The sequence below is a fragment of the Achromobacter sp. ISS7 genome, from assembly GCF_056523125.1.
This window is the reverse complement of record NZ_JAWRZD010000001.1, coordinates 5,205,868-5,219,651: the sequence shown is the minus strand read 5'-3', so window position 1 is coordinate 5,219,651 and position 13,784 is coordinate 5,205,868. Positions and strand designations below refer to the sequence as shown.

The window sequence follows — 13,784 nt, the reverse complement described above, 5'->3', positions numbered from 1 at the left end:
CCCAGGGCCTGTCAATCCTCAGATTCCGATCCCGGTAGAGCCCGTCCCCAAATAGACGGATTTCAACCAGGGAAACGTAACCGCGTTGCATGTTGCACTGCAATATGACATCGGTGTTTCAGGACTGCCAGACCCGCCGCGATGCCCGCCCCCGCCGCCACCCGCCCCCCTCGCGGTCCCCGGCAAGCGCGCTTCACCCCGACACCACCCTCAAGGAACATCATGGTTTCGCGTAATCGTATTGCTGTGCTCGTCGTTTTCGCGGCCGTCATCGCGGCCGGCGGTAGCTACGCCCTGTTTCGCGCCCCCGCGGGCGCCAATGCGGCCCAGGCGCAAGGCGCGCCCGCCGCGCCCCCTGTCGAAGTGGCGGAAGTGGTCAACAAGACCATCGTCGACTGGCAGCGCTATTCCGGCCGGCTGGAAGCCATCGATCGCGTGGACATCCGTCCGCTGGTCTCCGGCACCCTGACCGCCGTGCACTTCCAGGACGGCAGCATCGTCAAGAAGGGCGACGTGCTGTTCACCATCGACCCGCGCCCCTACGCGGCCGAAGTGGACCGCGCCGCCGCCGCCCTGACCGCCGCCAAGGCCCGCGCCTCGTACACGGCCACCGAACTGGCCCGCGGCCAGCGCCTCCTGACCGACAACGCCATCGCCCGCCGCGATTTCGAGGAAAAGCAGAACGCCGCGCGTGAAGCCGCGGCCAACCTGCAGGGCGCGCAGGCCGCGCTGGACTACGCCAAGCTCAACCTGGGCTACACCCGCATCGAAGCGCCGGTCGCCGGCCGCGTATCGCGCGCGGAAGTCACGGTCGGCAACGTGGTCGCCGCCGGCGCCACCTCGGTGCCGCTGACCACGCTGGTGTCGGTCTCGAAGATGTACGCCTCGTTCGACGTCGACGAGCAGACCTTCCTGAAGTACGTGAACCCCGCCCGCAACGGCAAGGCCGGCTCGGTGCCGGTCGAGCTGGGGCTGGCCAACGAGGATGGCTACTCGCGCACCGGCTTCGTGCAATCGGTGGACAACCGCCTGGACGCCACGTCCGGCACCATCCGCGTGCGCGCCGAGTTCGACAACGCCGACGGCACCCTGCTGCCCGGCCTGTACGCCCGCATCCGCCTGGGCGGCAGCGAGCCGCGCAGCGCCGTGCTGATCGACGAAAAGGCCATCGGCACCGACCAGGACAAGCGCTACGTGCTGGTGCTGGACGACAAGAACCACGCCAACTACCGCCTGGTCAAGCTGGGCGCCAACCAGGAAGGTCTGCGTGTCGTGGACTCCGGCCTGGCCGCCGGCGAACGCATCGTGGTCAATGGTTTGCAGCGCGTGCGCCCCGGCGACGCCGTGAACCCGACCGTGGTGCCCATGGTCACGGCGCAACGCAACCCGGTCAAGACCGCGGCCGCCAACTAAGCCGCCGGTGAACCGCAAAGCAGAACGAGAACGTTCATGAATATCTCGAAATTCTTCATTGACCGGCCGATCTTCGCCGGGGTGCTTGTCCGTGCTGGTGCTGCTGGGAGGCCTGCTGGCCATGTTCCAGCTGCCCATCTCGGAATACCCGGAAGTGGTGCCGCCCTCGGTGGTGGTGCGCGCGCAGTATCCGGGCGCCAACCCCAAGGTCATCGCCGAAACCGTCGCCTCGCCGCTGGAGGAATCCATCAACGGCGTGGAAAACATGCTGTACATGCAGTCGCAGGCCAACAGCGACGGCAACCTGACGCTGACGGTCAACTTCAAGCTGGGCGTGGACCCGGACAAGGCGCAGCAGCTGGTGCAGAACCGCGTGTCGCAGGCGCTGCCGCGCCTGCCGCCGGACGTGCAGCGGCTGGGCGTCACGACCACCAAGAGCTCGCCCACCCTGACGCTGGTGGTGCACCTGATCTCGCCCAACGACCGCTACGACATTACCTACCTGCGCAACTACGCGATCCTGAACATCAAGGACCGCCTGGCGCGCATTACCGGCGTGGGTGAAGTGACGGTGTGGGGCGCGGGCAACTACTCGATGCGCGTGTGGCTCGACCCGCAGAAGGTCGCGCAGCGCGGCATGACGGCCAGCGAAGTGGTCGCGGCCATCCGCGAACAGAACGTGCAGGTCGCCGCCGGCGTGATCGGCGCGTCCCCGACCCAGGGCGACGTGCCGCTGCAGCTGAACGTGAATGCGCGCGGCCGCCTGCAGACCGAAGAGGAATTCCGCGACATCATCCTCAAGACCTCTGCCGACGGCGCGGTGACGCACCTGTCGGACGTGGCCCGCGTGGAACTGGATGCCCAGGAATACGGCCTGCGTTCGCTGCTGGACAACAAGCAGGCGGTGGGCATGGGCATCATGCAATCGCCGGGCGCCAACGCGCTGGACGTGTCGTCGCAAGTGCGCGCCGCCATGGTCGAGCTGGCCCAGGACTTCCCGCCGGGCGTGGAATACCGCATCGAATACGACCCGACCCAGTTCGTGCGTTCCAGTATCGAGGCCGTGGTGCACACGCTGCTGGAAGCCATCGCGCTGGTGGTGCTGGTGGTGATCCTGTTCCTGCAGACCTGGCGCGCGTCCATCATTCCGCTGCTGGCGGTGCCGGTGTCGATCGTCGGTACCTTCGGCCTGCTGCTGATGTTCGGCTATTCCATCAACGCGCTGTCGTTGTTCGGGATGGTGCTGGCCATCGGGATCGTGGTCGACGACGCGATCGTGGTGGTGGAAAACGTCGAACGCAACATCGCGGCGGGCTTGAGTCCACGCGACGCGACCTATCGCGCCATGCGTGAAGTGAGCGGCCCCATCATCGCGATCGCGCTGACGCTGTGCGCGGTGTTCGTGCCGCTGGCGTTCATGACGGGCCTGACCGGCCAGTTCTACAAGCAGTTCGCCATGACCATCGCCATCTCGACGGTGATCTCGGCCTTCAACTCGCTGACGCTGTCGCCGGCCCTGTCGGCCCTGCTGCTCAAGAGCCACCACGACAAGCCGGACTGGCTGACCCGTGGCATGAACCGCGTGTTCGGCCGCTTCTTCAACTGGTTCAACAACATGTTCGGCCGCGCCTCGGAGAACTACGGCGTGGGCGTGTCCGGCGTGATCCGCCGCAAGGCCGGCGCCATGGGCGTCTACGCCGTGCTGGTGGCCGCCACCATCGGCGTGTCGTACCTGGTGCCCGGCGGCTTCGTGCCGGCGCAGGACAAGCAGTACCTGATCGGCTTCACGCAGCTGCCCAACGGCGCCTCGCTCGACCGCACGGAAGACGTGATCCGCCAGATGAGCGCCATCGCCCTGAAGGAACCCGGCGTGCAGAGCGCCATCGCCTTCCCGGGCCTGTCGATCAACGGCTTCACCAACAGCTCCAGCGCGGGCATCGTGTTCGTGACCCTCAAGCCGTTCGACGAACGCAAGGGCGCGGCGCTGTCGGGCAACGCCATCGCGGCGTCGCTGAACCAGAAGTTCGGCGCCATCCAGCAGGCGTTCATCGCCGTGTTCCCGCCCCCGCCCGTGCTGGGCCTGGGCACGCTGGGCGGCTTCAAGCTGCAACTGGAAGACCGCGCGGCGCTGGGCTATGCCGAGCTGGACAAGGCCAAGCAGGCCTTCCTGGCCAAGGCGCGCCAGACGCCCGAACTGGGCCCGGCGTTCTCGAGCTATGAGATCAACGTGCCGCAGCTGGACGTCGACCTGGACCGGGTCAAGGCCAAGCAGCTGGGCGTGCCGGTGACGGAAGTGTTCGACACCATGCAGATCTACCTGGGCTCGATGTACGTCAACGACTTCAACCGCTTCGGCCGCGTGTTCCAGGTGCGGGCCCAGGCCGATGCGCCGTACCGCGCCCACGCCGACGACATCCTGCAGCTCAAGACCCGCAATGCCGCGGGTGACATGGTGCCGCTGTCGTCGCTGGTGACGGTCAAGCAGACCTTCGGTCCGGAAATGGTGGTGCGCTACAACGGCTACACCGCCGCCGACATCAACGGCGGCCCGGCCCCGGGCTACTCGACCAACCAGGCGCAGGCCGCGGCCGAGCGCGTGGCGGCGGAAACCCTGCCGCGCGGCGTGAAGTTCGAGTGGACCGACCTGACGTACCAGCAGATCCTGGCGGGCAACGCCGGCCTGTGGGTGTTCCCGATCAGCGTGCTGCTGGTGTTCCTGGTGCTGGCCGCGCTGTACGAAAGCCTGACCCTGCCGCTGGCCGTGATCCTGATCGTGCCGATGAGCATCCTGGCGGCGCTGACCGGCGTCTACCTGACGGGCAACGACAACAACATCTTCACCCAGATCGGCTTGATGGTGCTGGTGGGGCTGTCGGCGAAGAACGCGATCCTGATCGTGGAATTCGCCCGCGAGCTGGAAATGAACGGCCGCACCCCGCTCGAAGCCGCGATCGAGGCCAGCCGCCTGCGTCTGCGCCCGATCCTGATGACGTCGATCGCCTTCATCATGGGCGTGGTGCCGCTGGTGCTGTCGTCGGGCGCCGGTTCGGAAATGCGCCATGCCATGGGTGTCGCCGTGTTCTTCGGCATGCTCGGCGTGACCCTGTTCGGCCTGTTCCTGACGCCGGTGTTCTACGTGCTGCTGCGTTCGCTGGGTGGCAAGACCCTGCACTCGGCCGCGCCGCATGAAGCGCCGGTGTGCGTGCCGCACATCGACCCGAACGCGCCGCCCGCCACGCAGCACAACGCCTGATCCGGCCTGGAAAAAATAGCCAGCGCGCCCCGTCCCGAACGGCGGGGCGCGCGCCCAAGAGAATCGTCATGAAGACCAAAAGACTGATCCGCGGTTCCGCCCTGCTTGCCGTCCTGCTCGTGCTGGCCGGCTGCGCGGTGGGTCCGACCTACGAACGACCCGCCGCCGCCGCGCCGGCGGCCTACAAGGAAGCCGCCCTGCCCGCCGCCGAAGCCGGCACCTGGACGCAGGCGCAACCGTCTGAAGAGGCATTGCGCGGCGAATGGTGGAAAGTGTTCGGCGACGAAGGCCTGAACCAGCTACAGGATGAGGCCCACAAGGCCAACCAGAACCTGCAGGCCGCCGCCGCCCGCCTGACGCAGGCCCGCGCGTTGCAGCGCGAAGCCCGCGCCGGTTTCTTCCCCAGCCTGGACGCCGCCTTCGGCCCCAGCCGCCAGCGCCCCTCGGCGGTATCGCAAGGTTTGCCCGACGGCACGCCGACGAGCCCGTCGACCACCTGGCGCGCGCAAGGCACGGTGTCGTACGAGGCCGACCTGTTCGGCCGAGTCGCTTCCACGGCCGACGCCGCCACCGCCGACGCGCAACAGAGCGAGGCGCTGTACCGCTCGGTGCTGCTGGCGTTGCAGGCCGACGTCGCCACCACCTATTTCCTGGTGCGCGAGCAGGACGCCGAGGCCGCGCTGTACCGCCAGACGGTGCAACTGCGCATCGAGACGCTGCAGCTGATCCAGCGCCGCTACGACGCGGGCGATATCAGCGAGCTGGACCTGGCGCGCGCCAAGGCCGAGCTGGCTTCGGCGCAATCCGAAGCGCTGGGCATCGACCGCCGCCGCGCCGCCGGCGAACACGCGCTGGCCGTGCTGCTGGGCCGCGCCCCGTCGGAATTCGCGATGCCGCCCAAGCCGATCGAAAAGGTAGCCCTGTCGATCCCGGCCGGCCTGCCGTCGACGCTGCTGGAGCGCCGTCCCGACATCGCCGCGGCCGAACGCGCCATGGCCGCCGCCAACGCCCGCGTGGGCGCGGCCAAGTCGGCGTTCTTCCCGCGCCTGGACATCACGGGGGCCTTCGGCTACGAGTCGTCGGAACTGGGCAACCTGTTCCAATGGTCGAGCCGCACGTTCCTGCTGGGCCCGCTGGTGGGCGCCGCGCTGTCGATGCCGATCTTCGACGGCGGCCGCCGCCAGGCTGGCCTGGACCGCGCCCGCGCGGTCTACGAGGAGGACGTGGCGGTCTACCGCCAGACGGTGCTGAATGCGTTCCGCGAGGTCGAGGACAACCTGGCCAACCTGCGCATCCTGTCCGACCAGACGCGCGCTCAAGACGCCGCGGTGGAAGCCTCGGCCCGCGCCGCGAAACTGTCGCACACGCAATACCGCGAAGGCTCGATCAGCTATCTGGACGTGATCGAGGCGGACCGCAGCGTGCTGTTGCAGCAACGGGTGGCGGTGCAGTTGAGCGGTGAGCAGGCGCGGTCGGCTGTGGATCTGATTCGGGCTATCGGGGGCGGGTGGGGGAATCCTGTGCCTGGTGCTGAGGCTGTGGCTGCCAATCGGTAGTTGTTCATCGCTCGATCGTTGGCTGGCGATGATGAGTCGTTCTTCGTAGGTTGCCCCTCGGTCGGGCGGACCCGATGGCGGGCGCCCACGATTGCGGTCCGGAGCGTTCGCTCCGGACTGCCCCATCCTCATCCTCGTTGCCGCCTGCCGGCGGCTGCCTTCGGATTCCGTCGGGCGCATCGAGGTTGCCCGCCATCGGGTCCGCCCGACCGAGGGGCGACGAGCGTCTAGGCTTGTCGCGCTGCTGGACCCGTGTACGGGAAATGGAACCTACAGGGCTGCCCATCGCGGCCGCGCGGGCGGCCACGATGGGCGTCTGCGCATTTGAAAGTGTTGCGGGTGCGCTGCGCGCTGGCGGCGAGCGGTTTTCTAATGATTCCGCACGTCGGGGGGAGGGGCGGTGGTGGTCGGCGCGGCATACGACATGTTGCGCGGGACGATCTCTCGCGCCGACCACAAACAGTCGTAATGCCAACGGGCTTTCAATAGCAAACGAGTCGGCCTCCCCCTCACGCGAGAGCGCCATCATCGCGACGCAAGACGTCGCGTAAGCCGCAAAAGGCCGCCCGCGCGGCCGGCTTGCGGCGGGCCCCGCAAGACCCTCCTCTCCCGCTCCGCTGTGCGCCAACACGCCAAGCACACAGCCCGCCCCGACGCCCGACGCTAAGTCTCATCGCGAGCGCGTGGCGGGGTCGGTGGGGGATGGCGGGGCGTGTAGATGCGCCCGAGGGAATCTGAAGGAACAGCCGAAGGCTGTGACGAAGATGACGAAGGGGAAGTCCGGAGCGAACGCTCCGGACCGCAATCGTAGCCCCGCCATCCCCCACCGACCCCGCCACGCGCGCCTCAAGGACCCAGCCCGTCACAACAACGCCCTACAATCTCCACCATGCCGCCCCTCCGACTCTTCTACGCCCTCTGGCCCGACGCCACCCTGGCTCAAACGCTATCCGATTGGACCGCCCAGGCCCGCCCCCACAGCCACGGCCGCCCCATGCGCCCGGAAACCCTGCACATGACGCTGGCCTTCCTCGGATCCGTAGAAAAGGACATCGCCGACGAGCTCATCGACGCCACCCCCTACCATCGCCTGCAGCCCGGCACCGTCACCCTGGACCGCTACGGCGTCTTCAGCCGCCCCGGCATCCTGTGGGCCGGTCCCGAGCGCACGCCGGATTCCCTGCAGGCCAGCCACGACGGCCTGTGGTTGTGGCTGTCGGCCTTTGGCTTCGTTCCGCCGGCCCAGCCGTTCCGCCCCCACGTCACGCTGCTGCGCAACATCGAGCGCAACGACCCGCCCGCCGACGCCCCGCCGCCCATCGCCTGGCACTATGACCGCATGGTGCTGGTCGCGTCCGAAGCCACCGACGGCGGCAGCCGCTACCGGGTCGTCGCCCAGTCGCGGCCGCAACCCGTCTGACGCTCGCGTGGCGGCGCTCTGGCACAATCGAGCGCGTCGCAACGACTTAGGATCTCCATGATCATCCTGCTCGACCAAGACGGCGTGCTGGCCGATTTCGAACATGCCTTCATCGACGCCTGGCGCGCGCGCCACCCCGACATCGAGCCGGTGGCGTTCGAGGACCGCAAATCCTTCTACATCCGCGAAGACTACGCGCCCGAGCTGCGCGGCATGGCCGAGGCCATCTACACCGCGCCCGGCTTCATCCGCGACCTGCCGCCGGTGCCGGGGGCGCTGGACGCCGTGAAGGAACTGCTGGCGCTGGGCATGGACGTGCGCATCTGCACCTCGCCGCTGTCCCAGTTCGAGAACTGCGTCGCCGAGAAATACCTGTGGGTCGAGAAGCACCTGGGCCGCGACGCCACCAACCGGCTGATCCTGACCAAGGACAAGACCCTGGTGCACGGCAACCTGCTGATCGACGACAAGCCGCTGATCCAGGGCGCGGTCAAGCCGGGCTGGAAGCACATCCTGTTCGACGCGCCCTACAACCGCCAGGTCACCGACCGCCCCCGCATCACCTGGGGCAACTGGCGCAACGTGCTGGCGGGCGAGCTGTATACGGCGGACGAATGACGGCCGGATGACACCCTGAAAGAGGGGTGCCCGGCCCTGTTCAGCGGCCGGGGTTGGGACTATCCTGTGGTGCTGTATCCCCACATCCTGGAGGAGCCCGCACCATGAATCTGCACCGTCTGCTCAAGCAGCGAGAAGCCGACCACAAGCCCTTGCGCGTAGCGCTGCTGGGCGCCGGAAAGTTTGGCGCGATGTTCATGAGCCAGGCTCCGCGCACGCCCGGCATGCGGCTGGTGGCGGTGGCCGACCTGGCGCCCGACCGGGCCCGCGCCGCGCTCACCCGGGTCGGCTGGCCGGCCACGGCGCTCAATGCCGCCAGCCCGGGCGACGCCCTCAAGAACGGCAAGGTCTATTTCACCGACGATCCGCACGCCGTCATCGCCAGCCCCGAGGTCGACATCGTCATCGATGCCACCGGCCAGGCGGCCGCGGGCATCGGCCACGTGCTGACCTGCTGCGAATACGGCAAGCACATCATCATGGTCAACGTCGAGGCCGACGCGCTGGCCGGGCCGCTGCTGGCGCGGCGGGCGCGCGAAGCCGGCATCGTCTATTCGCTGGCCTACGGCGACCAGCCGGCGCTGATCTGCGAAATGGTGGACTGGGCGCGCGCGGCGGGCTTCGAGGTGATGGCGGCCGGCAAGGGCACCAAGTACCTTCCCGAGTTCCACACCTCCACGCCCGACACGGTGTGGCCGTACTACGGCTTCACCGCCGAGATGGTGGCCGCCGGCGACTTCAACGCGCAGATGTTCAACAGCTTCCTGGACGGCACCAAGAGCGCCATCGAGATGGCCGCGGTGTCCAACGCCACCGGCCTGCTGCCCTCGCCGTCCGGCCTGCATTTCCCGCCCTGCGGCGTGGACGACCTGGCCCGCGTGCTGCGGCCGCGTGAAGACGGCGGCATCCTGCACCATCGCGGCCAGGTGGAGGTGATTTCCTCGCTCGAACGCGACGGCCGGCCGGTATTCCGCGACCTGCGCTGGGGCGTGTACGTGACGCTGGCGGCCGACAGCGACTATGTGCGCCGCTGCTTCAAGGAATATGGCCTGGTCACCGATCCCAGCGGCAACTACACCGCCATGTACAAGCCGTATCACCTGATCGGCCTGGAACTGGGCATCAGCGTGGCCAGCGTCGGCCTGCGGCGCGAGCCGACCGGCGCGCCCGCCGGCTGGCACGGCGACGTGGTGGCGACCGCCAAGCGCGACCTGCAGGCCGGGCAGCTGCTGGACGGCGAAGGCGGCTACACGGTGTACGGCCGGCTGATGCCGGCGCGCGATTCGGTCGATGAAGGCTACCTGCCGCTGGGCCTGTCGCACCAGGTCAAGCTCAAGCACCCGGTGCGGCAGTCGCAGGCGATCCGCTGGCGCGACGTGGAATACGACGAAAGGTCGGCGGCCGTGCAGTTCCGCCGCGAAATGGAACAGACCTTCGCCTGAGCCGGCGCGGCGTCACCGCCAACACGCTCACCGCGAACACGCACGCGTGACGGGTGACGGGACGCGGCGCGGGCTGGCCGCGTGGGCAACCGCGCCGATCCTTGCCCGCCGCGCTCAGACCGGCGGCGAGCGCTCCGCCTGGAACAGACGCAGCCGGTCGGCGGCGTTGCGCAGGTGCTGCTCGGCCGCGCGGCCGGCGGCATCGGAATCGCCGCCTTCGATGGCGGCGAAGATCGCCTGGTGTTCGCTCTGCACCGCGGCCATGCGCTCGGCGTACATGCGCGCCGTGTTGTTGCGGGCGCTGCGGATGACGCGCCGCACATTCGCTTCCAGGTAGTCGTTCAGCGCCACCAGGTGCGGGTTGTGCGTGGCCTGCACGATGGCCTGGTGGAACTGGTAGTCCTCTTCGTCGCCCAGCTTGTCGTTGATGAGCGCGTATTCCATGCCCACCAGCGCCTGCCGCATCTTCTTCAGGTCGGGCTCGGTGCGGCGCTGCGCCGCGTAGCGCGCGGCGGTGACTTCGATCGACAGCATCAGTTCCAGGATGTGTTCCAGGTCCTGGCTGTCGCCCGGCGAGGGCGCGGCGATGCGAAAGGCGTTGCGCTGGAAGTTCGGGTCGACGAACACCCCGCTGCCCTGCTGCGAGGTGATCAGGCCCTCGGATTTCAGGCGGGCCAGCGCCTCGCGCACCACGGCGCGGCTGACCGAATAGATCTCGGTCAGCTGTTTCTCGGTGGGCAGGCGGTCGCCCGGCGCCAGGGCGCCCTGGCGGATCTGCTCGGCCAGCGCGTCGGCCACGCCCGCCGACAGCGAGTGCTTGGGCGCGGCGCGTTGCGGGTCGGAGTCCCGCCTGTCCTGTGCTTGGTTAGGCTGCATGTGGAATCGTTAAAACGAGGAGGCGGCTCGCGGGGCGGCAGCCTTGGTTATAGGAATTTTCGACGTTTCACTGCGGCGGCGCCCTTGAAAATTATAGGATTTTGCCGGATGCGAGGGCGCGGCCGTTTCAGACTTTACGCGATATAGATGCCGCCGTTCACCTGCATCACCTCGCCGGTCACGAAACCGGCCAGCGGCGAGCACAGGAAAGCGATCGCGCCGGCGATTTCCTCGGCGGTGCCGAAGCGCCGCAGCGGGGTGCTTTCCAGCAACTGCGCGCCCTTCTGGCCGATCAGGTCGTGCGTCATGGAGGTGGCGATGATGCCCGGCGCCACCGCGTTCACGCGGATCTGCGGCGCCAGTTCCAGCGCCAGGCTGCGGGTGAAGCTCTGCACCGCGCCCTTGGAGGCCGAGTACGCCGCGTGCGCGTAGCTACCGCGCTGCGCCGCCAGCGACGTCAGCAGCACGATCGAGCCGTTCTGGCGCAGGTGGCGCTGGGCCGCGCGGCACACGTAGAAGGTGCCGTCCAGGTTCACGCCCATCAGCTTTTTCCAGGCCTCGTCGCTGGTGTCCTTGACCAGTTGCTCGGGGTAGATGCCGGCGCAATGCACCAGGTGGTCGATGCCGCCGAAGTGGTGCGCGGCGCGTTCCAGCACCCGGTCGCAATCGTGCGAGGCGGCCACGTCCAGCGCGTGCACGAATACCCGCTGGCCGCTGGCGTCCAGCTCGGCGGCGACCTCGTCCAGGCGCGCCTTGTCGATATCGGTGAGCACCAGCCGGGCGCCATGGGCGGCCATCAGCCGCGCGGTCGCCAGACCGATGCCATTGCCCGCGCCGGTGATGGCGACTACCTGCCCTTCGAACGAAATCATGCTGTCTCCAAAGCTCTTTTTCGACGGCCCGCGTCCCGTCGCCAGGCGCCGCCGACGATTCGATTGAACCGCCAAATGGATCGCTTGACACGGGAAAAACGCTTGCCCTATGATTTATCGGACAACTTAATAAAGTTGCCTGACAACTTGTGTTGAAAGCGTAAAGCAACTGGCGATTTCAAGCAAGGGCGTCAAGAAAACACGGCCAACGGCCGCATGACAGGCAGGGGACAACCAGGTGGAAATCACCGGCAGCACAACCGTATTCGCGATCGCGGCCGACCCGATCGCGCACGTCAAGACGCCCCAGCGGCTCAACGCCCTGCTGCGCGAGCGCGGCATCGACGCCGTCATGGTGCCGTTCCACGTGGCCGCCGCCGCCCTGCCCGGCCTGTTCGCGGGCCTGCGCGGCCTGGCCAACCTGGGCGGCCTGGTGGTCACCGTGCCCCACAAGGAAAGCGCCGCCGCGCTATGCGACGCCCTGACCCCCGCCGCCGAACTGATCGGCGCCGTCAACGCGGTGCGGCTGCGCGACGGCTGCCTGACCGGCGGCAACTTCGACGGCCTGGGCTTTGTCGCCGGCCTGCGCGGCCAGGGCCATGAGCCCGCCGGCCGCCACGTCTACCTGGCGGGCCTGGGCGGCGCCGGCAAGGCCATCGCCTGCGCCATCGCCGAGGCCGGCCCGGCCAGCCTGAGCCTGTACAACCGCTCGCCCGGCAAGGCCGAGGCGTTCGCCGAGCGCCTGGCGCGCCACTATCCCGGCCTGGCCATCCGCGTGGCCGGCCCCCGTCCCGAGTCCTGTGACATCGCCATCAATGCGACCACCCTGGGCCTGGACGACAACGATCCCCTGCCCTTCCCGCTGGACGCCCTGGCGCCCGGCGCCGTGGTGGCCGACGCCGTCATGAGCCGCGTCGACACGCCGCTGCTGCGCGCCGCCGCCGCGCGCGGCTGCCGCACCCATCCCGGCCTCTACATGCTGGAAGGACAACTCACCGAAATTGCCCGCTTCCTGGGCATAGAAGAGCCGCAGCAAAGCGCGCTTGCTTGATTCACGGACCCACCACTCCCGTTCCACGGAGGAGACACGCATGAAATTGGCTTTCACCACCGGCCTGTTGTGCCTGGCCGGCATTGCCGCATCGGCCCAGGCCGCGCCCGTCAAGATCGGCCTGATCGAGACGCTGTCCGGCCCGCAGGCCTCGACCGGCCTGATGTTCCGCGCCGCGGTCAAGTACGAGCTGGACCGCATCAACGCCGCCGGCGGCTGGAACGGCCAGCCGCTGGAACTGGTCGAGTTCGACAACCAGGGCGGCCCGGTCGGCGCCTCCGACCGCTTCCGCGCCGCGGCCGCCGAAGGCGTGCAGATCCTGGTGCAGGGCTCGTCGTCGGCCATCTCCGGCCAGCTCACCGAGGACGTGCGCAAGCACAACCTGCGCAACCCGGGCAAGGAAGTCGTGTTCCTGAACGTGGGCGGCGAAGCCCTGGAACTGACCGGCCAGAAGTGCCACTTCTACCATTTCCGCTTCACCACCAACGCCGACCTGCGCGTCAAGGCGCTGGCCTCGGTGATGTCGGCCGACTGCACGCTGGGCAAGCGCGTCTACGCCATCAACCAGAACTACTCCTGGGGCCAGGACATGGAAGGCGCCACCGAGCGCTTCGCCAAGCAGTACGGCTATGAAGTGGTCGGCAAGACGCTGCACGAAGTCAACAAGATCCAGGACTTCGCGCCCTACGTGGCCCGCATCCGCTCGGCCAACCCCGACACCGTCGTCACCGGCAACTGGTCCAACGACCTGCTGTTGCTGATGAAGGCGACGCAATCGGCCGGCCTGAAGGTGCGCTTCGCCACCGTGTTCCTGGACCAGGTCGGCAACCTCGCCAACGCCGGCGACGTGGCGCTGGGCCACTACATCGCCCATCCGTACAACATCGAGGCCGCGGGCGAGGAAGGCGCCAAGTTTGCCGAGGACTACAAGGCCAAGACCGGCCACTACCCGAGCTACACCGAGCCGCAGACCGTGATCGGCATCACCTTCCTGGGCGAAGCGCTCAAGCAGGTCAAGCCCAAGGACGGCAAGCTGTCCGTGCCGGACCTGGCGCGCGCGCTGGAGAAAGTCACCTACACCTCGCCGCTGGGCACCTACACCATGCGCGCCGAGGACCACCAGGTGCAGCTGCCGATGGTGGTGTCCAAGGTCGGCAAGAACGCCAAGTACAAGGCCGACGGCACCGACATGGGCTTCGAGCCGGTCAAGGTGCTGTCCGCCGCCGACGTGTCCGCGCCGGTGCAGGCCACCTGCAAGATGGTTCGCCCGGACTGATGACGCG

At 68.2% G+C, this 13,784-nt stretch carries 9 protein-coding genes and 1 pseudogene; 8 read left to right on the top strand and 2 right to left on the bottom strand.

The features are described 5' to 3' along the window. The first annotated feature begins 222 nt into the window (after positions 1 to 222). The 6 genes and pseudogenes from AC1HFW_RS23745 to AC1HFW_RS23720 all read left to right on the top strand — a co-directional run bounded on the left by AC1HFW_RS23745 (position 223) and on the right by AC1HFW_RS23720 (position 9,702). The gene (locus AC1HFW_RS23745) at positions 223 to 1,413 is read left to right on the top strand and encodes an efflux RND transporter periplasmic adaptor subunit (protein WP_198486512.1); all 1,191 of its coding nucleotides are present in this window, start codon (positions 223 to 225) and stop codon (positions 1,411 to 1,413) included. 36 nt (positions 1,414 to 1,449) lie between these two features. Next, positions 1,450 to 4,666: pseudogene (locus AC1HFW_RS23740) on the top strand (efflux RND transporter permease subunit). Positions 4,667 to 4,734: 68 nt separating this feature from the next. After that, positions 4,735 to 6,222 (top strand): efflux transporter outer membrane subunit, encoded by a 1,488-nt coding sequence (locus AC1HFW_RS23735; RefSeq protein ID WP_479285354.1) that lies wholly within the window; start codon positions 4,735 to 4,737, stop codon positions 6,220 to 6,222. Between the two features lie 889 nt (positions 6,223 to 7,111). Beyond that, on the top strand, positions 7,112 to 7,642 hold the full coding sequence (thpR, locus tag AC1HFW_RS23730) for an RNA 2',3'-cyclic phosphodiesterase (RefSeq protein WP_479285353.1): 531 nt from the start codon (positions 7,112 to 7,114) through the stop codon (positions 7,640 to 7,642). Positions 7,643 to 7,699: 57 nt separating this feature from the next. Further along, entirely contained in the window at positions 7,700 to 8,260 is a 561-nt protein-coding gene (locus AC1HFW_RS23725) for a 5'-3'-deoxyribonucleotidase (RefSeq protein WP_116522159.1), read from the top strand. Positions 8,261 to 8,364: 104 nt separating this feature from the next. Next, positions 8,365 to 9,702, top strand: coding sequence for an NAD(P)H-dependent oxidoreductase (locus AC1HFW_RS23720; RefSeq protein ID WP_061073138.1), 1,338 nt, complete (start codon positions 8,365 to 8,367; stop codon positions 9,700 to 9,702). 114 nt (positions 9,703 to 9,816) lie between these two features. Here AC1HFW_RS23720 and AC1HFW_RS23715 read toward each other — a convergent pair whose 3' ends face one another. Next, positions 9,817 to 10,578 carry a FadR/GntR family transcriptional regulator gene (locus AC1HFW_RS23715; RefSeq protein ID WP_061073137.1) on the bottom strand — a complete coding sequence of 254 codons (762 nt, stop codon included), beginning with the start codon at positions 10,576 to 10,578 and terminating at the stop codon, positions 9,817 to 9,819. 134 nt (positions 10,579 to 10,712) lie between these two features. Continuing rightward, positions 10,713 to 11,450, bottom strand: coding sequence for an SDR family NAD(P)-dependent oxidoreductase (locus AC1HFW_RS23710; protein ID WP_006391630.1), 738 nt, complete (start codon positions 11,448 to 11,450; stop codon positions 10,713 to 10,715). A 238-nt stretch (positions 11,451 to 11,688) separates the two neighbouring features. Between AC1HFW_RS23710 and AC1HFW_RS23705 the strand changes: the two genes are divergently transcribed. Together AC1HFW_RS23705 and AC1HFW_RS23700 are read left to right on the top strand one after the other, a co-directional pair. After that, on the top strand, positions 11,689 to 12,501 hold the full coding sequence (locus AC1HFW_RS23705; RefSeq protein ID WP_479285352.1) for a shikimate dehydrogenase family protein: 813 nt from the start codon (positions 11,689 to 11,691) through the stop codon (positions 12,499 to 12,501). 40 nt (positions 12,502 to 12,541) lie between these two features. Then, complete coding sequence (locus AC1HFW_RS23700; RefSeq protein WP_479285351.1) at positions 12,542 to 13,777, top strand: branched-chain amino acid ABC transporter substrate-binding protein; 1,236 nt, start codon at positions 12,542 to 12,544, stop codon at positions 13,775 to 13,777. Positions 13,778 to 13,784: the final 7 nt, after the last annotated feature.